At 52.7% G+C, this 18,004-nt stretch carries 17 protein-coding genes and 1 tRNA gene; 7 read left to right on the forward strand and 11 right to left on the reverse strand.

Annotation, left to right across the window (positions count from 1 at the left end; genetic code table 11):
• Position 1: 1 nt before the first annotated feature.
• The 11 genes from nusA to nrdR form a co-directional block, all read right to left on the reverse strand.
• Entirely contained in the window at positions 2-1,519 is a 1,518-nt protein-coding gene (gene nusA / locus EK22_RS05745; RefSeq protein ID WP_036248880.1) for a transcription termination factor NusA, read from the reverse strand.
• Positions 1,509-1,994, reverse strand: coding sequence for a ribosome maturation factor RimP (gene rimP / locus EK22_RS05750; RefSeq protein ID WP_027147039.1), 486 nt, complete (start codon positions 1,992-1,994; stop codon positions 1,509-1,511). The genes nusA and rimP overlap by 11 nt, the downstream gene beginning before the upstream one ends.
• Positions 1,995-2,120: 126 nt before the next feature.
• Positions 2,121-2,197 (reverse strand) — tRNA-Met (locus EK22_RS05755).
• A gap of 116 nt (positions 2,198-2,313) precedes the next feature.
• A complete protein-coding gene (locus EK22_RS05760) occupies positions 2,314-2,826 on the reverse strand; it encodes a phosphatidylglycerophosphatase A family protein (protein ID WP_036248883.1) in 513 nt (170 codons plus the stop codon).
• Positions 2,810-3,751, reverse strand: coding sequence for a thiamine-phosphate kinase (gene thiL / locus EK22_RS05765; RefSeq protein WP_036248885.1), 942 nt, complete (start codon positions 3,749-3,751; stop codon positions 2,810-2,812). The genes EK22_RS05760 and thiL overlap by 17 nt, the downstream gene beginning before the upstream one ends.
• An 89-nt stretch (positions 3,752-3,840) precedes the next feature.
• Positions 3,841-4,284 (reverse strand): transcription antitermination factor NusB, encoded by a 444-nt coding sequence (gene nusB, locus EK22_RS05770; RefSeq protein WP_020157908.1) that lies wholly within the window; start codon positions 4,282-4,284, stop codon positions 3,841-3,843.
• On the reverse strand, positions 4,284-4,760 hold the full coding sequence (ribE, locus tag EK22_RS05775) for a 6,7-dimethyl-8-ribityllumazine synthase (protein WP_036248887.1): 477 nt from the start codon (positions 4,758-4,760) through the stop codon (positions 4,284-4,286). The genes nusB and ribE overlap by 1 nt, the downstream gene beginning before the upstream one ends.
• 48 nt (positions 4,761-4,808) lie before the next feature.
• Positions 4,809-5,924: a bifunctional 3,4-dihydroxy-2-butanone-4-phosphate synthase/GTP cyclohydrolase II gene (gene ribBA / locus EK22_RS05780; protein ID WP_020157910.1), complete on the reverse strand. Its 1,116-nt coding sequence runs from the start codon at positions 5,922-5,924 to the stop codon at positions 4,809-4,811.
• A gap of 8 nt (positions 5,925-5,932) precedes the next feature.
• Entirely contained in the window at positions 5,933-6,589 is a 657-nt protein-coding gene (locus EK22_RS05785; RefSeq protein WP_036248890.1) for a riboflavin synthase, read from the reverse strand.
• Between the two features lie 15 nt (positions 6,590-6,604).
• Positions 6,605-7,693: a bifunctional diaminohydroxyphosphoribosylaminopyrimidine deaminase/5-amino-6-(5-phosphoribosylamino)uracil reductase RibD gene (ribD, locus tag EK22_RS05790; RefSeq protein WP_036248893.1), complete on the reverse strand. Its 1,089-nt coding sequence runs from the start codon at positions 7,691-7,693 to the stop codon at positions 6,605-6,607.
• A 3-nt stretch (positions 7,694-7,696) separates the two neighbouring features.
• Positions 7,697-8,149: a transcriptional regulator NrdR gene (gene nrdR, locus EK22_RS05795; protein WP_020157913.1), complete on the reverse strand. Its 453-nt coding sequence runs from the start codon at positions 8,147-8,149 to the stop codon at positions 7,697-7,699.
• A 135-nt stretch (positions 8,150-8,284) separates the two neighbouring features.
• Between nrdR and EK22_RS05800 the strand changes: the two genes are divergently transcribed.
• The 7 genes from EK22_RS05800 to EK22_RS05830 all read left to right on the forward strand — a co-directional run bounded on the left by EK22_RS05800 (position 8,285) and on the right by EK22_RS05830 (position 17,732).
• Positions 8,285-8,977, forward strand: a complete 693-nt coding sequence (locus EK22_RS05800; RefSeq protein ID WP_232216323.1) for a class II aldolase/adducin family protein — start codon at positions 8,285-8,287, stop codon at positions 8,975-8,977.
• 36 nt (positions 8,978-9,013) lie between these two features.
• Entirely contained in the window at positions 9,014-9,274 is a 261-nt protein-coding gene (gene grxC / locus EK22_RS05805) for a glutaredoxin 3 (RefSeq protein WP_020157915.1), read from the forward strand.
• Between the two features lie 100 nt (positions 9,275-9,374).
• The gene (locus EK22_RS05810) at positions 9,375-9,773 is read left to right on the forward strand and encodes an acyl-CoA thioesterase (RefSeq protein WP_020157916.1); all 399 of its coding nucleotides are present in this window, start codon (positions 9,375-9,377) and stop codon (positions 9,771-9,773) included.
• Positions 9,774-10,947: 1,174 nt separating this feature from the next.
• Positions 10,948-11,391, forward strand: coding sequence for a hypothetical protein (locus tag EK22_RS05815; RefSeq protein ID WP_020157917.1), 444 nt, complete (start codon positions 10,948-10,950; stop codon positions 11,389-11,391).
• A gap of 196 nt (positions 11,392-11,587) precedes the next feature.
• Entirely contained in the window at positions 11,588-12,955 is a 1,368-nt protein-coding gene (locus EK22_RS05820) for a TolC family protein (protein WP_051961702.1), read from the forward strand.
• A gap of 2 nt (positions 12,956-12,957) precedes the next feature.
• Positions 12,958-14,484 carry an efflux RND transporter periplasmic adaptor subunit gene (locus EK22_RS05825; RefSeq protein WP_036248895.1) on the forward strand — a complete coding sequence of 509 codons (1,527 nt, stop codon included), beginning with the start codon at positions 12,958-12,960 and terminating at the stop codon, positions 14,482-14,484.
• On the forward strand, positions 14,478-17,732 hold the full coding sequence (locus EK22_RS05830; protein ID WP_051961703.1) for an efflux RND transporter permease subunit: 3,255 nt from the start codon (positions 14,478-14,480) through the stop codon (positions 17,730-17,732). The genes EK22_RS05825 and EK22_RS05830 overlap by 7 nt, the downstream gene beginning before the upstream one ends.
• Positions 17,733-18,004 lie beyond the last annotated feature (272 nt).

Raw genomic sequence — 18,004 nt, forward strand, 5'->3', positions numbered from 1 at the left:
CTTACTTACTCACCTGTTCCTCGGCAAACCAAGGCTCACGTGCCTTCATAATTAATTTTGCCGCCCGATCTTCATCTATTCCGGAAAACTTCATCAAGTCGTCCACCGACTGTTCCGCCAAGTCATCCATCGTAATAATACCCTGACTGGCCATTTCATAGGCCAGATCCCTGTTCATGCCTTCCATTTCCAGCAAGTCCTGCGCTGGCTCAGCGGTTTCCAGTATTTCTTCCGAGGCAATGGCGCTAATCAATAAGGCATCCTTGGCCCGACTTCTGAGTTCATTAACGAGATCTTCATCAAAGCCTTCGATTTCCAGCATTTCGCTGACCGGAACATAGGCTACCTCTTCAATCGTATTAAAGCCTTCCTCGACCAGAACGGCCGCAATCTCTTCGTCGATATCCAGCTGCTCGATAAACAAACGCTTTATTTCACCCGCTTCAGCCTCACTGCTTTCCTCGGCTTTAGAAGCGTCGATAACGTTCAACTCCCAGCCGGTCAACTGTGTCGCCAGCCGGACATTCTGGCCGCCGCGGCCGATGGCCTGGGACAAATTATCCGAGTTGACAGCCAGATCCATGCTGTGCTTGTCTTCATCTATGACGATGGACTGAATTTCAGCCGGCGACATGGCATTAATGACGTATTGAGCCTCACTTTGATTCCAAAGAATGATATCAACGCGCTCGCCTGCCAACTCATTGGAAACCGACTGTACCCGGGAACCTCTCATGCCCACGCATGCACCGACCGGATCCAACCGCGGATCATTGCTTTTTACCGCTACTTTAGCCCTGGAACCCGGATCACGCGCTGCCGCCAATACTTCAATCAACCCCTCGCCCACTTCAGGCACTTCCAGCCGGAATAATGCAATCAGCAATTCAGGCGCCGTCCGGCTAACGAATAATTGAGGTCCACGCGGCTCTGAACGCACGTCTTTCAGATAGCCTCTGATCCTGTCGCCGATACGGACGGACTCGCGCGGAATCATGTCTTCCTTGGCAATATAAGCTTCAATATGTCCGCCCAGGTCCAGATAAACGCTGCCTTTTTCAATGCGTTTGACAATCCCGGTAATCAGTTCGCCGACCCGGCCCTTGTAGGCTTCAACAATTTTCCGGCGCTCGGCTTCCCTGACCTTGTGGATAATGACCTGTTTAGCCGTCTGCGCGGCGATACGCCCGAAATCGACCGACTCAATTTCCTCTTCAATGATATCGCCTACCTGTACATCAGGGTTATCCAGCCGGGCGACCTCCAAAAGAACTTGTGTTTCCGGAAATTCCACATCACCGTCGATGTTAGGATTGGCATCGACAACTTCCCAGCACCGGTATGTGACATAATCGCCGGTTTTCCGGTCAATCTGCACACGGGCTTTGATCTGATTGGCATGGCGCTTGACAGTGGCCGCTTCCAATGCCGATTCTATCGCTTGAAAAACAATTTCTTTTTCAATATCCCTTTCATTAGAAAAAACATCAACTACCAATAAAATTTCTTTATTTGCCACTGCGCCCACCTTTTTCAATTAAATAGTCAGGCACCAAACGCGCTTTGCTCATTGCGCTAAACGGCACCTCAAAAACCTCATCACCTTCCTGAAGCGTAACAATATCGCCGATGACTTTTTCAATCCGACCGGTAATTTTTCTACGCCCAGCCAAGGGTTTAAACAAATTCACTAATACCGTGCTACCGATAAACCGTTCGAACTGACTTAATTTAAAAAATGGCCTGTCCTCGCCTGGCGAAGAAATTTCCAATTGATAATTGCCTTGTATGGGATCCTCGACATCCAGGACGCCGCTGATTTGATGACTGACGCGCGTACAGTCATCCAACAGAATGCCATTTTCACTATCAATGTAGATTCTTAACAGACCATGCTTAGGGTGCGGATTATATTCAATGCCTACACACTCATAACCTAAACCTTCAACAATTGGCTCGATTAGATTAACCAAATGCTCAGGAGCCTGTTTCATTTTTTCCTCGCTTACTTTCGCACATAAAAAAAGAGCCAAAGGCTCTTCCATAAACAATCAATGGCGGGCTTCCAGATTATCGAAGCCCAGAAAATAAAAAACCCCATGAATGGGGTTCCTAAAATGTGGTAGCGGGGGCAGGATTTGAACCTACGACCTTCGGGTTATGAGCCCGACGAGCTACCAAGCTGCTCCACCCCGCGATTGATGTTTGTATTATAAAGACTTTTTGCCATTTGGCAAACTATTTTTTATATTCTACAGCATCTTCGCCACATATGGACGGAACACAGTTTGTCAATCCGTCGAGGGCCACCGGCTAAATCCAATTCCAATTGACTGCCGACAATAACACGATAGCCGCAAATACACCCGCTAAAACATCATCCAGCATGATGCCCAGACCACCACCTACATGCCGGTCCACCCATCGGATGGGCCATGGCTTGAGGATATCGAACACCCTGAACAAGACAAAGCCCAGCACCAGGGTTTGCCATGCCAACGGCACCAGCCACATCGTAATCAGGTAACCCGCGATTTCATCCCAGACTATGCCGCCGAAATCATGCTCGCCCAGTGTTTTGGCAGCCTGTCCGCATATGCTTATGCCGACAATCGTCACGATCAGTGTCAATACGCTATAAACAACGATATCGGCCTGGGCAAACAGCCAATAAACAGGCACGGCCGCCAGGGTACCAAAGGTTCCCGGGGCTTTTTTCGCCAATCCAGAACCGAAACCGAAAGCCAGAAACAGAACCGGATCCTTCAGTATCTGTCTCGGTGTCAATTTATTTTTGCCCAGCTGCGTATTAAGAAAAATGCTCAAAACCTTTTACCTGTAATGATTGAATGCCGCCTGATTTATTAAGCCGCAGCCCAGGCTGAGACTCAATGACGCCAATTCTACTGCACTCCATGGACAACTGGCCTGCCTTCTCAGGGCTAACGGTAAAACATAATTCATAATCATCCCCGGCACAAAGAGGCATCCGCCAGTCGCCCGTCTCTTTTATATAGCGCAGTACGTCTGCCGACAGCGGCAGATCATCCCAATTCAAACAGGCCCCCACCTTGCTCTGCGCCAGGATATGCCCCAAATCCCCGGCCAGACCATCCGACAGGTCGATGCAGGCATTGGCCGTGCCGATTAAGGCTTGCCCAGCCTCACAAGCGGGATCGGGCGTATTGAATCGCTTTAAGGCCGCACCGGGATTTGCGCAGTTATAGCCTTGTTTTATTTTCAACCCCAGCCCGGCATCGCCCAGGCAGCCGGTCATATAAATGAAATCGCCCGGCCTGGCTGTTGAGCGCAATAGCGCCTGCCCCCGCGGCACCAGCCCCATGGCCTGAACGGTCATTGTCAAGGGACCCGATGTCGTATCGCCGCCGATCAAGTCCACCGAATAGCGCTCGGCCAATGCCAGAAACCCCTTGGCAAAAGCCGCCAGCCAATCGTCGTCAACACCAGGCAAGGTTAAAGCCAAGGTCACGGAGACTGGTCTGGCCCCCATGCTGGCCAGATCGCTCAAGTTAACGGCCAACAATTTATGCCCCAGTTGCTCGGGGTCGGTTCCGGCAAAAAAATGCACGTTTTCGACCATCGTGTCGGTGGTTATAGCCAGCTCATAACCATCGGGAACAGCCATCAACGCACAATCATCGCCAACACCCAAACGCGTGCTCGGGTTTTTGATGGGCTGACGCGTGAAAAACCGCTTGATCAGGGCAAATTCAGACGACTGCGCAGCCATTTAGCGCTCCCTGCCAAGCCGATATTTCCGCCTTGCCTGACGGTTGACTGCCGCGGACAGACTGATACCTGGAATGACTAAAGCCGGCACTACGGCTTGTTACCTTCTGATTTGGCCTTGATTTCCAGCGCTCTTTGTTTTTGAGCCACCTTGTCAAGGATACCGTTAATGTATCTATGGCTGCCGTCGGCGCCAAAATCCTTCGCGAGGTTGATGCCTTCATTCAGAACAACCCGGTACGGCATATCCAGCCGATGCATCAATTCATAAACGCCGATACGCAAAATGGCTCTTTCGACCGGATCGATCTTCTCAACCGGACGGTCGACAAATTCTGACAAAGCCTCATCAATGGCGACGAGATTTTTAGGGATTCCATAAAACAGCTCGGTGAAATAGCTTTTTTGCGCATTTTTCAGCCGCTCTTCCTCCAGGAATTGCCGTTCGATCTCACTGAGATTCTGCCCGGTCATCTGCCATTGATACAACGCCTGCACAGCACTTCTTCGGGCATTGGTACGCGCTTGACTCATCAGACTTCCAGATTCTTGAACAGACTGACCATCTCGATGGCTGACAGGGCGGCTTCCGCGCCTTTATTGCCTGCTTTCGTGCCCGCGCGCTCTATCGCCTGCTCGATCGTATCGACAGTCAGCACGCCGAAACTGACCGGCACATCGTATTGCAAAGAGACATTGGCCAAGCCTTTGACGCATTCGCCGGCCACATATTCAAAATGCGGCGTGCCGCCCCGAATCACCGCGCCTATCGCGATAATCGCATCGTATTTTTTGGCGGCGGCTACACGCTGAACCACCATGGGCAGTTCAAATGCGCCGGGTGCTTTAACCAGATGAATATCGGCCTTGGCAGCGCCGTGGCGCACCAGCGCATCAATAGCGCCCGCTTCCAGCTGCTCGACGATAAAACTGTTAAAACGGGATGCAACGATACAAAATCTGCCGTCCTGGGCTGATAAATTTCCTTCATAAGTTTTTATTGCCGACATTTTTGTTTCTCAACTTAAATTACTAATATTATTTTCCGAAACGACGCCCTAGCTGGCATCGATACCGACATGCCCGGCCACTTCCAGATCAAATCCGGACAAACCGACATATCTTTTTTGAGTCCCCAGCACTTTCAATTTGCGCACCCCGAGGTCAGCCAGGATCCGCGAGCCGGTCCCCGTCGTGCGCCAGTCCATTGGCTCCACGGCCTGAACCGGATCGGAGATGCCATGATCCTCCAGCTGGTAATGATGAATCAGTTCTATCAGAGACTTATTGTCTTCGCTCTGCCTGATGATCACCAGTACGCCTCGCCCTTCCTCGGCTATTTTTTGCATGGCTTCGCGGATCGAAACGCTGCCGCCGCTGCGCCGGGATGCAAACAAATCGTCCAGCAGATTGCGCGCGTGCACCCGGACCAAGACCGGCTCATCGCCCGAAATCCGCCCCATCACCAGCGCCAGGTGCAGATTATTGTCATTGCGGTCCTGGTAGGCGAAAAGCCTGAAATCGCCGAATTCCGTCGGCAAAGCGCATTCGCTGATACGTTCGAGGGTATTTTCATGCTGAATACGATAATGGATCAAATCGGCGATAGTGCCAATTTTAAGATTGTGTTCCTGGGCAAAAACCTCCAGATCGGGCCGTCTGGCCATCGAGCCGTCTTCATTAAGAATCTCGACGATAACGGCCGCAGGCTCAACGCCGGCCAGACGCGCCAGATCGCAGCCCGCCTCGGTATGCCCGGCACGGTTCAAGACGCCGCCGGGCTTGGCCATTAGCGGAAAAATATGACCGGGCTGCACCAGATCCTCGGCCTTCGCATCGGGGGCGACCGCGGCTTGCACGGTACGCGCCCGGTCGGCCGCGGAAATACCGGTTGTAACGCCCGTCGCCGCTTCAATCGACACGGTAAAATTGGTCGAATGCGCGGTTTTATTTTCATTGACCATCAACGGTAATCGCAACTGCTGGCAACGTTCGCTGGTCAGGGTCAGGCAAATCAGGCCGCGGCCGTAGCGGGCCATGAAGTTAATATCCTCGGGACGCGTAAATGGCGCCGCCATGAGCAGATCGCCCTCGTTCTCACGGTCTTCATCATCCATGATGATAACCATTCTGCCCTGTCGCAGATCTTCTATAATTTCTTCAATCGTATTCACTGATGCCTCTAACCCAAAAAACCGGCTTGTTGCAATAAAGCCTCGGTCACGCCGCCTTGCGCACAGGCCGCCGCCTCGCCCTTCATCAAGCGCTCCATGTAGCGAGCCAGCAAATCGACTTCCAGATTAACCCGGGTCCCGGGCACGGCCTCGCCCAGCGTCGTTTCCTTCAGCGTATGCGGCACGATATTGACGCTGAACACGGCGCCATCCACATCGTTGACGGTCAGACTGATGCCGTTGATGCAAATGGACCCTTTTTCGGCGATATATTTGGCCAGGCTATCGGGCGCCTTGAATTTAAACCGAAAAGAGCGGCCATCCGGTTTTTTTTCGACCACCATACCGATGCCATCCACATGCCCGCTGACGATGTGCCCGCCCATGCGCGTGGAAGGCGTCAAAGCCAGCTCCAGATTAACCAACGTCCCGACAACCGCTTCGCTTAGCAAGGTTCGGGACAGCGTCTCATTGGACACGTCGGCGCAAAAATAATCCTTGCCCAGTTCGACCGCCGTCAGGCAGACGCCGTTAACGGCGATGCTGTCGCCGAGGGCGACGTCATTAAGCGGCAACTTGCCGGTGTTAATTTTGAACCGGCAATCACCGGCGCGATGTTCGATGGCCGTTATTGTCCCGATAGCCAGTATGATGCCTGTAAACATGGAAAGTACCCTTGATTACCGCGATGTAAGTGTGAATTTTAAATCCGGACCTATCTGTCTGACATCGCGTAAATGAAAATTTTTCTTGTCGCTCATATGCCGCATGCCCGGCACGGTAAATAATCCGCGCCCTTGATCGCCCAGAACGCAGGGCGCCATATAGACTATCCATTCATCGACCCGGTTTTCAGCCAGCAAGGCCCCATTCAGAATGGCACCCGCTTCCACCAATACCTCATTGATCTGCTGCTCGGCCAAAAAATCCAGGACCTTATTCAGATCAAGCCGATCGCGGCGGCCGGCCAGACCGTAAACTTCAAAGCCGGCCTGCAGCAGCGGCTGCCACCGTTTCTCATCCTGCGAACAGGTTAAAATCAGGCTGCGCCCCGGCAAGCTTGCCATACGCGCCGTCACCGGCATCCTCAGATGCGAGTCCAGCACGACCCTGAGCGGCTGCACGACCTCGTCATCCAGGCGCGCATTCAGCGCCGGATCGTCGGCCAGCACGGTATTAATCCCGGTCAGGATCGCCGAACTTTGCGCCCTTAACTTATGGACGTCGGCCCTGGCCTCGGCTGAGGTAATCCATTTGCTTTCGCCCGATGCCATGGCAGTCCTGCCGTCCAGGCTCATCGCCAGCTTGCTGCGCACGAAAGGGCGATTCTCGGCCATTCTTTTGACAAACCCTGGGTTTAATGCCCGGGCATCCTGTTCCAATACGCCGCAACTGACTTCAACGCCGGCCGCTTTCAGCTTTTCCAGACCGCGGCCGGCCACTAACGGATTCGGATCCTGCATCGCCGCCACGACCCGGCTGACGCCGGCCTGTATCAGCGCATCGCAGCAAGGCGGGGTTTTGCCGTGATGACTGCAAGGCTCCAATGTCACATAGGCTGTCGCGCCCCTGGCATCGGCCACGGTTTTCAAGGCCTCGACTTCCGCATGCCCCTGGCCGGCTTTAGCATGCCAGCCTTCGCCTATCACGGTGCCCTCCAGGACTAATACGCAGCCGACACGCGGATTCGGATCGGTCGTATAGCGGCCTCTTTTAGCCAGCATAATGGCTCTCGCCATGTAAACGGCATCTTGCTGTGTTGACTGCATCAGCTATTTTTTCTGTAAATGCTCAATCATGTCGGTGAATTCACTGACATCCTGGAAACTGCGATAAACCGAGGCAAAACGCACAAACGCAACATGATCCAGCACACTCAATTCCCTCATGACCTTCTCGCCCAGTTCCTGCGCCGATATCTCGCGTTCGCCTTTGGCCATCAGCTCTCTTTTGATGCGATTAATGGCCGCCTCGATATCATCGCTGCCGACCGGGCGTTTTTCCAGGGCCCGCAACATGCCCGAACGCAGTTTATTTTCCTCGAACGGTTCGCGAATGCCATTGCGCTTGACAATGCGCGGCAACGTTAATTCGGCCGCCTCATACGTCGTAAATCTTTCTTTACAGGCGATACATTCGCGCCGACGACGAACCTGATCGCCTTCATTCGCCAGTCGCGAATCGATAACGCGCGTATCTTGTGCTCCGCAGAACGGACATCGCATAACTTAAGCCACTTGTCTCGTGGACCGGCAATCCGGTCTTCAAATTCAAAATTGCCAATTTTATAACACAATGCCCGATCTCCGTGTTTTATTTTTCTAATCCATAAGATCACGCTATTCAAATCACGGCTGCAAATGGATATAGTGTCATGCTCGAACAACCACCAACCCGACAAGATGAGAGAACAGGAAGGCGTCATCAAGTATCGTCTGGACCACAGGCAGCAATCGTTCAATCCCGCGTCCCCATTAACCGGGCTCAATGCCTGGCGCACCGTGTTTTTCCGGCTCGGCCTTATCGGACAATGCGTCGATAGATACGACAACATCGGATTCGGCAATATCAGCCAGCGACTGGAGCCCGGCAGTCACCAGTTCATTGTCAGCGGCACGCAAACCGGGCATATTGAGCAATTAAAACCCGAACATTACTGCCTTGTCGTTAAAGCCGAACCCGAAAAAAACCGGATTCAGTCCCTCGGCCTTTGCAAACCCTCCTCCGAATCCCTGACACATGCCTGCGTCTATGCCCGGAGCCCAGCCATACAAGCTGTCATACACGTGCACAGCCCTGAAATCTGGCGCCAGACCCAAGCACTCAACCTGCCCCATACTCCGCCTGATATCCCCTACGGCACAGTGGAAATGGCAATAGCGGTCAAGCAACTGTTTCAATCCGGAAATATGCGGCATGCCTCAATATTTACCATGCTCGGCCATGAAGACGGCGTGGTGTCTTTCGGCAACACGCCGCAGTCGGCGGCCTGGGAATTGATTAAACAATTATCATTGGCCATCGGCATTGAACAGCAATCCAATAATGAATAGAATAGCCGTCATATATTAGCCCTTATTAATAAACACATGCCCGAGATACTGATCTATACATCCAACCTTTGCCCCTACTGCATTATGGCAAAGCGCCTGCTCGACAAAAAAGGCGCCCGCTATACCGAGCTTAATGTCGACAGCCAACCCGGTCTGAGAGAGGAAATGATGCGCAAAACCAGGCGCCGGACCGTGCCCCAGATTTATATCGGCGAACATCATGTCGGCGGCTTTGATGATCTGTACGCCCTGGAACAGCAAAAGAAACTGGATGCCATGCTGGCGGACGCCCTTTAACCACAATAACTTTCCCGCATTAATCGCTGTCGTCTGTTAATACTCACCCGGCACCGAAGCAAGCCAATTTTCAGACATTCTTATAAACACGAGGCGTACGATGGATCACTACAAACTGGTTTTACCCGAACATCTGAATCATTACGGCTATTTATTCGGCGGCAATCTGCTGCAGTGGATAGATGAAATCGGCTATATCGCCGCCAATTTACAGTTTCCGGGCCATGAATTCGTCACGATTGGACTTGATAACGTGGTGTTCAAACAGAGCATTAAGCTCGGCTCCATCCTGAAGTTTGAATCGAATCTGATCAGGCTCGGCAAGACGTCGGCAACCTATAACGTCAAGGTATCGTGCGAGGATCGCGATACCGGCAGCATCGCCCAGGTGTTTGAAACCAACATCACGTTCGTCAGCATCGACAAGAACGGCAGGAAGAAGCCGATTAATAAAAGCGGCCCTGACTTGCAGGCCGATCCAGGAACCATCATCCCTTAATCCTGCCATCATTCGCAAACGCAAACCCGACACGCTATCGTCAAGCCAACGGCGCTCAGCTCACTTTAAAATTTTCTTGCGCGCCAATCAGACCTTCCGCCGCCCATGCAAGCAACGCTCGAAAATTGTAGCAAAGTCGACAACAAAATGGATTTTGTCGCTCGAAAAAGCGGTTATATGCCATTGAATAAGGCTTTGTGCAATAGCCTGTCAAATGGTCACCGCGCAAACTGAAGCGATTTATTCAGCTTAAAGCGCATCACTCTTCGATGCCGCCGCCTCTCTTTTGAGCAAAAAAAAGCGCCCTATCCGAGATATAGGACGCCAGAAGGTACAAACTTAAGGAGGATGAAGCAATTACGTTTATTTATTCTCTAGCATTAATAATGCCAACATCCAAATAGTCCAGTATTCAGTCAGTTATCATCAGTACGTTTTTATTGCTCGATGCCAGTACTTTTCTTGCACCAAACAAAGAACTGTTTTTCGCTCATAACGCACCGAAATAGTGCATTCAAGACTTTTAGGCCGAACTTTCTTAAGATCGCAACGCGATTTAAGACCGCACAGGGATAAATCAATTTGCGTCCGGGAGTCGAAAAAGCCTTGCGGGAGGACAAAGTACCCACTGATTTCGCCAAAAAAATATGGAAGATGACCGAACAGAGGCCAAGCAAGTGATGAATACCCGCCTGCAAAGCCAATAACATGGATCTGCCGGCGCCTAACTGCGCACTCCCCTACAAATCCACCTCCACCCGACCCTGACGCTCGAAGCCGGCTATCGGACTGGGGACTGGCCCATTCCTGTTGAAGCCGTGAAATCCGTTTTTGTCCCGCCAGATTGATGACCTGGAACCCTTGCTGACCCGACATGGCAACCACAACAGCGTTCAAATCTACTATCTAACAGCGGCCCTCGAACCGAACGAGCATGACGCCTGGTTTACTGCCATCGGGCCAACGTGATATCCATGCACATCCGGATAAGGTTTTTTCGACACGAAACCACAGCGGTCGCTAGTACTGAATCGCCCCGGATCAGCAGGCTGATGCTCAGACCTTCATTCTGGGGGCGAAACTTGACGTTATCGCACTACACCGTTTTTTGATGCTTTTTACGTTTTGCCGAAATAATTTTTGCCTGCCAAATGCATTCGATTAAAATTGCAGCATGGCTATATTCCGCAACTTAACATTTCAGCGCGTATTGAGTTTGATCTTTTTGTGTACTGCGCTGCTGTCACAAACACAGATACTGTTTGCCTGCGAGCTGATGGATGGCAAACCGAAGCTGGTTTGCTGTTGCGGGGAGTCCATGCCTGACGCTTGCTCGATGAGTGAAGCCTTCGCCATTCAGGAAAATATGGATCAAGGCCATTGCTGTGACGTCAGCCAGGATTCATTGACAGATGTTGCCACGGCACCCAACTCCTCGACGGTTGATTTTCTGACCTTGTTGCTGGACGGACCACAACCTCCACCGCTCATTGAATATCAGGATATTTTGCCCGCGTCCTTGCAAGCCGATCTCAGACTTGCAATCCCACCGTATGCACCGCTGCTACTGAGCAGTGACAAATACACGTATCTGCTCACCCGTCGTCTTCGGATATAAACCGGACTCTCTTTCTGATACGCATCTGTTCACCCGCGATTTTAAGCGGGTGTGAGTCAGATGTAACACGCCTTCTGTTACACACGTAATTCCTTTTTGTGCCTACAGCCCACCGGATTGTATTGCAGCGAAGGACCGTATTCCTATTTGCAGAGTTGGCTTACATCTGAATTGCTTTATTGTTAAAGAGACTCCCATGAAATCCAACTATCATCCTGTTCGTTTGATGTTACTGGTTCTAGCCCTAAGCAGGACCACAAACCCACTAGCCGCTGAAGCCATTTTTAATCAGGGCGGCGAATCATTCCCGGCTATCCCTGCCCGTCCTCTTTCGGGCGCTTCGCGTGCAAATCCGCTTCAGGCGGATTTGGTCTTGTCATCAACCCAATTGATATCTGCCGTACTGGCTGCGAATCCTCAACTGGAAGTTGTCCGGGCAATCTGGCTGGCCTCCGTTGCGCGCATTGACCAACAATCAGCATTGGATGACCCGATGCTTGCCTATAGCATGGCGCCCCAGACAGTGGGCAGTCCGCAGACTGCCTTCGGACAGCGCATTGAAATTTCGCAGAAAATACCCTGGCCGGGGAAATTACGATTGCGCGAGGAAGCCGCGACTCATGAAGCCCAAGCAGCCAGCGAAAACATAGATGCATTAAGGCTGTTCATAGCAGCTACAGCCAAAACGCTTTTTGCTGACTGGTATTACATTCATCAGGCCATTGAGATCAACCGGATTAACCGGGCGTTATTGAAACAATTTCGGAACATTGCCGTTAGCCGCTACAGCACCGGCCAGGCCAGCAAACAGGACGCTCTGCATGCCGATGTGGAACTTGCACTGCTTGAGCATCAGGCTATTGTGCGCGAACGCGAACGGCGGACGATTCTTGCCCGTCTTAATACGCTGCTGAATCGCCCACCCGATGAGTCCCTTCCGCCTCCTTCAAAGCTGCCCGAGATCAGCTCTCTACCCGATGCACACTCATTGCATAACAACGCCCTGCAATCACGCCCTGAACTTAAACAGCTGATTGCGCGCATTCAGGCCGCCAGAGCCAAAACCGAACTGGCGACCAAGACGTTCTATCCTGATATAAACCTGACGGCGGGTTATAACAGTTTGTGGGACAACGATAATAAGCGTTTCACCATCGGTATTGGCGTCAATCTTCCGCTGGATCAAAGCAAACGCCGCGCCGCCGAAAGAGAAGCGCAGGCCAGGATGAAACAGGACGAGTGGAACCGCATTGATCAGATCGCTAAAATCAGGGAAGAGGTGCAGATCGCATACGAACGTACTGATGAAAGCATCCATGTGTTCCAGTTGTATCAAAATAAACTGTTACCTTTGGCTGACGAAAACCTCGAAGCCGCAATAGCGGATTACCGGGCAGGCAGAGGCGATTTTCTGACGCTGATCAGTAGCGAGAAAAACCGCATGCAGACCCAGTTGCAAGCTGAGCAGGCACTGGCTGATACGCATCGGTATCTTGCCGAGCTTGAGCGCGCAGTGGGCAACCTTGTGCCCTTGTCCGCAGTGGACCAGGCAGAGGCGTTGTAATCATGATACCAGTCAATAAAATCCGCTTGTTAGCGCTTGTGATCAGCCTGATTGCCTTGTCCGGTATTGGACTGATTTATTTTATCGGGTTCCCAAGCACGGACGCGGGAGCCCACACCGGCCTGAGTTCCCGTTCGGAGGCGCTGGAACGAGACGTGATTCATCCGGCCGGGCCTTTTAAGGTACAGGTGGCGCTAGATCCTGAAAAACCCAGAATCGGCAATAACCAGATAACCCTTATTGTCCATGACGATAATAACCGGCCAGTTGCCGATGCCGCCATTCTGGCGGTCGCTGAAATGCCGGCCATGGGCGCCATGGCCGCCATGGCCATACCCATCGAAATTGAAAACATGAAACCGGGGCTTTATCAGGGCCGATTCGAACTGCCGATGGATGGCGCTTGGCCATTGACGTTGACAGTAATTTCCGGCACCAAGGGGCAAGCACGGCTTACTTTCGATATGAGCACAGGCCGGAAAGGCGTGTCTTTGACGTCCGCAACGCCCGGCGAAATTGCGCCGAAGCAAAACGGTAAAGCCACCGGCACATCCCTGCAACCCGCAACATTCACTGTGGATGCTTACCGTCGCCAGTTGATCGGCGTCACCACCGGCAAGGCGATGTACCGGAAGCTCATTAAAACGATCCACTCTCCCGCCCGGATCACCTATGACGAAACCCGTCTTACCGACATCAGCCTCAAATTTGATGGCTGGATTGGCCAGCTTAACGCGGATTATGTGGGTAAGCCGGTCACTACAGGGCAAACGCTATTCACCGTTTACAGCCCGGAACTGGTCTCGACCCAGGATGAGTACCTGGACAGCATGCGGCGCAACCGTACCGGTCCAGGCAGCCTTACAGCCGCGGCCTATCGCCGGCTGACCCTTTGGGGCATTGATGCCGCTCAGATCCAGGCTCTGGAGCGACGCGGAAAGGCGGCGGAGTACGTACCCATTCGGTCGCCGGCCAGCGGCTCCGTCATCGAAAAGCACATTGTGTCCGGCACGGCCTTCAAGGCGCGTTCAACGCTGCTGCGTATTGCCGACTTGTCCACGGTCTGGGTGGAAGGTCAGGTCTATGAATCCGAACTGCCCTGGGTCAAGATGGGCATGGCGGCCCAGGTCGTGCTGGAAGATGCGCCGGATTACCCGTTGCCCGGCAAAATCACCTTTATCGATCCGACTGTGGACAATAAGACCCGCGCGGCGCGTGTGCACGTGGAATTGCCCAATCCAGACGGCGTGCTACGTCCCGACCGTTATGCCCGATTGAATCTACGGGTTGATCTGGGGGAGCGTCTGGTCGTGCCGGAACAGGCCGTTATTTACACAGGCGAAAGCCGTATTGTCTTTCTGGACCAGGGTAACGGGCGCTTGCAAGCCAAAAAAATCAAGACAGGACTGAGAAACGATGACTTTATCGAAGTGCTTGACGGTTTGACGTCCGGAGACGTGATTATCACTTCCGGTAATTTCCTGATTGCCTCGGAAAGCAAGCTCAGATCGGGGCTAGAACAATGGTGAACGAACATAACACGGTCTGCGCCGGCCCTATTCAACGCGTGATTGCCTACTGCGCACGCAATGCGTTCGTCACCCTGCTAGTGGTCGCAATCTGTGCCATTTGGGGTTACCGGGCCTTAATCAACACGCCGTTGGACGCTATCCCTGATCTGTCCGATGTCCAGGTCATTATCTACACGGACTGGCCCGGGCGGAGCCCTGACCTGGTCGAGGATCAGATTACTTATCCGCTCACCACCACGCTGCTGGCCGCGCCCAAAGTCCAGTTTGTGCGCGGTCAAAGCTTTATGGGGCTGAGTTTTGTTTATGTCATTTTTGAAGAAGGAACAGACATCTATTGGGCGCGTTCGCGGGTGGTTGAATACCTTAATGCCGCGGCGGCCAAACTGCCCGAAGCCGTGCGGCCGACGTTGGGGCCGGATGCCACCGGCGTAGGTTGGGTATTTGAATATGCGCTGGTGGATAAATCCGGCCATAATGACCTTGCGCAGCTTCGTAGTCTGCAGGACTTTAAACTGCGTTATTGGCTGGAATCGGTTGAAGGCGTGGCGGAAGTCGCCTCCATAGGCGGCTTTGAGAAGGAATACCAGGTCACTGTGGATCCCGGCAAATTAGCCAATTATGGCATAGCTATAAACCAGGTCGCGCAGGCCATTCGCCGTTCCAATACCGATGTCGGAGGACGGGTATTGGAAATTGCGGGGCATGAACATATGATACGCGGACGCGGTTATATCCACACCGTTGCCGACATCAAGCGCATCGCTCTGGGCGTAAACAAGTCAGGCGTTCCCGTCACGGTCGGCAATGTAGCCAACGTCAGCCTTGGCCCGGCATTGCGGCGAGGCTTGGCAGAGCTGGACGGTGAAGGCGAAACGGTGGGCGGCATTGTCATCATGCGCTACGGCGAAGATGCGTTCAATGTCATCGAACGGGTCAAACAACGTCTTGCTGAGATTAAAGAATCTTTGCCGCATGGGGTTGAGATTGTTACTGCGTACGATCGTTCGGATTTGATCGAACGGGCGATCTCAACACTCAAGAATACCCTGATTGAAGAGATGATCGTCGTCTCATTGGTCATCATGGCGTTTTTATTGCATTTTCGCTCGTCCCTGGTCGCCATTCTAACCTTGCCCATCGCCATCCTGATGGCTTTTATTCCTATGTCAATGCAGCATATGACCGCCAATATCATGTCACTGGGCGGCATTGCCATCGCTATCGGCGCTATGGTCGATGCGGCCATCACCCTTATCGAGAACATCCACAAACGACTGGAAAGCGGGGACGATAACGCCGCTGCCGGTCACCGGTCGCATCGGTTCCGTACCGATTGCGACACGTCTGACCGCCATGGAGAGAGCAAGCTTCTAGAACGGTCGGGGGCAGCCTCGGCCGCCATCCCTGACAGTCGTGCTGTGATTATTCAGGCCATGCAGGAAGTGGGGCCGAGCATCTTCTTCGCCTTGCTGATTATTACCGTCTCCTTTCTGCCGGTATTCGCACTGGAAGGCGCGGAAGGCAGACTCTTCAAACCCCTGGCATTCACCAAAACCTATTCCATGGGGTTTGCCGCCGTACTGGCCATTACCCTGATTCCTGCTCTGGCCGTGCTATTGATTCGAGGTAAAATACGTTGCGATAAAAGCAGGCTCACCCGGATTATGATTGAGTTATATAGTCCGGTAGTCCGCTTGGCGCTACGTTTTCGTTTAGGGGTAATCGGGATTTCGGTACTGTCCCTGCTCCTGACCGTTCCGGTTTTTTTTAAACTGGGTAATGAGTTTATGCCGCCGCTCAACGAAGGCAGTATTTTGTATATGCCCACAGCGCTGCCGGGAATGTCCATCACCGAAGCGGCAAAAATCATCCAGTCCATGGATAAGCGACTTAAGTCTTTTCCGGAAGTGGAACGGGTGTTCGGCAAGATTGGCCGTTCCACCAGTCCCACCGATTCGGCGCCCTTGTCGATGGTGGAAACCGTCATTACCCTGAAACCGATGGATCAATGGCGCAAGGGCATGACTTGGGATGACCTGATTACCGAAATGGACGACACAATGCGCTATCCCGGCATGCCCAATATCTGGTGGATGCCCATCCAGACCCGTATCGAGATGCTGGCAACCGGCATTCGCGCGAGCCTCGGCATTAAGGTTTTCGGCGATGACCTGGCCACGATTGAGTCTGCCGCCCTGCGCATCGAACATGCACTTCAGGATGATGCACGCACCCGCCCCTTTACCCGTAGCGCCTTTGCCGAACGCCTGACCGGCGGTTACTATCTCGATTTCACGATAGACAGGGACAAAATCGCCCGCTATGGCCTGACCGTAGACGACGTGGAGGAAGTCATCAGCATTGCCGTCGGTGGACTGACGGTGTCTCAAACCATCGAGGGACGTGAACGTTATGCCCTTAATTTACGTTATGCCCGCGACTTTCGCGACAACCCTGAAGCCTTGAGCCGGATATTAGTGCCGACACCCGACGGCATGCAAATCCCCATCAGCCAGTTGGCCACGCTTGAATTTATCACCGGACCGCCCATGCTGCGCAATGAAGACGGTTTTATGGTCTCCTTTGTGCTGCTGGACGTCAAGGACATCGGCGTCGCCGATTATGTGAATCTGGCGCGACAGGTAGTCCATGAAAAGGCCGCTATCCCGCAAGGCGTCAGGCTAGAATGGGCTGGACAGTTCAAATACTTTGAGCGGGTCGAGGCCAAACTCAAGGTACTGGTTCCTTTAACGCTGGCGCTTGTGTTTCTGATGCTGTTTCTTAACCACGGCTCAATCGGTGAAACCTTAATTATTCTACTGAGCATTCCGTTTTCACTCATAGGCGCCGTATGGCTTCTGCATTTGCTTGAATACAATCTAAGCATCGCGGTCTGGGTCGGCATGATTGCGCTTGCCGGTCTTGCTGCCGAAATGGGTGTTTTAATGCTGCTCTATCTGGACTTGAGCTATCGGCAGCATAGCGCGGAAAACCGCTTGCAGTCCCGTCAGGACCTCACTGAAGCGATTGTTGAAGGCGCTGCACGTCGCATACGCCCGAAACTGATGACCGGAATGACGACATTGATAGGCCTGACTCCGATTCTGTGGAGTACTGGAAGCGGCGCGGATGTAATGAAACGGATCGCCGCACCGATGGTAGGTGGAATTATCTCAACATTGCTTATGGTGCTTATTGTTTATCCAGCGATTTATTCATATTGGAAGGGCCGGAAAATAAAATAACGTCATCAAGTGTGCGGTTGATTTTCCGTTGCAGGTATGGACTTGTCTGTCAACGGAAGGCGCTATAGACGAAGCGCCTTCCGTTGGTATCCGCAAAGTGCGAATGCCCTCTCGGGCACCTGCAATTCCCTGATTTATTGCATGCTCATTAATAAGCCCGGGCGATTGCATACGTCCGCCACCCTATATCGAGCGCTGAACCACTTCAACAAACCTGACACCACACCCGGAACTGATCAGGGCAAGCCGCTTTCAAATGCGAACCGCTACAC

The organism is Methylobacter sp. BBA5.1 (assembly GCF_000746145.1).
GTDB classification, from domain to species: Bacteria; Pseudomonadota; Gammaproteobacteria; order Methylococcales; family Methylomonadaceae; genus Methylobacter; species Methylobacter marinus.

Excerpts from the sequence above, each read along its gene's own strand:
- rimP (WP_027147039.1), bottom strand. The coding sequence starts at position 1,994 with ATGAAACAGGCTCCTGAGCATTTGGTTAATCTAATCGAGCCAATTGTT.
- thiL (WP_036248885.1), bottom strand. The coding sequence starts at position 3,751 with ATGGCTGCGCAGTCGTCTGAATTTGCCCTGATCAAGCGGTTTTTCACG.
- nusB (WP_020157908.1), bottom strand. The coding sequence starts at position 4,284 with ATGAGTCAAGCGCGTACCAATGCCCGAAGAAGTGCTGTGCAGGCGTTG.
- ribE (WP_036248887.1), bottom strand. The coding sequence starts at position 4,760 with ATGTCGGCAATAAAAACTTATGAAGGAAATTTATCAGCCCAGGACGGC.
- EK22_RS05785 (WP_036248890.1), bottom strand. The coding sequence starts at position 6,589 with ATGTTTACAGGCATCATACTGGCTATCGGGACAATAACGGCCATCGAA.
- ribD (WP_036248893.1), bottom strand. The coding sequence starts at position 7,693 with ATGCAGTCAACACAGCAAGATGCCGTTTACATGGCGAGAGCCATTATG.
- nrdR (WP_020157913.1), bottom strand. The coding sequence starts at position 8,149 with ATGCGATGTCCGTTCTGCGGAGCACAAGATACGCGCGTTATCGATTCG.
- EK22_RS05800 (WP_232216323.1), top strand. The coding sequence starts at position 8,285 with ATGGATATAGTGTCATGCTCGAACAACCACCAACCCGACAAGATGAGA.
- grxC (WP_020157915.1), top strand. The coding sequence starts at position 9,014 with ATGCCCGAGATACTGATCTATACATCCAACCTTTGCCCCTACTGCATT.
- EK22_RS05810 (WP_020157916.1), top strand. The coding sequence starts at position 9,375 with ATGGATCACTACAAACTGGTTTTACCCGAACATCTGAATCATTACGGC.
- EK22_RS05815 (WP_020157917.1), top strand. The coding sequence starts at position 10,948 with ATGGCTATATTCCGCAACTTAACATTTCAGCGCGTATTGAGTTTGATC.
- EK22_RS05820 (WP_051961702.1), top strand. The coding sequence starts at position 11,588 with ATGAAATCCAACTATCATCCTGTTCGTTTGATGTTACTGGTTCTAGCC.
- EK22_RS05825 (WP_036248895.1), top strand. The coding sequence starts at position 12,958 with ATGATACCAGTCAATAAAATCCGCTTGTTAGCGCTTGTGATCAGCCTG.
- EK22_RS05830 (WP_051961703.1), top strand. The coding sequence starts at position 14,478 with ATGGTGAACGAACATAACACGGTCTGCGCCGGCCCTATTCAACGCGTG.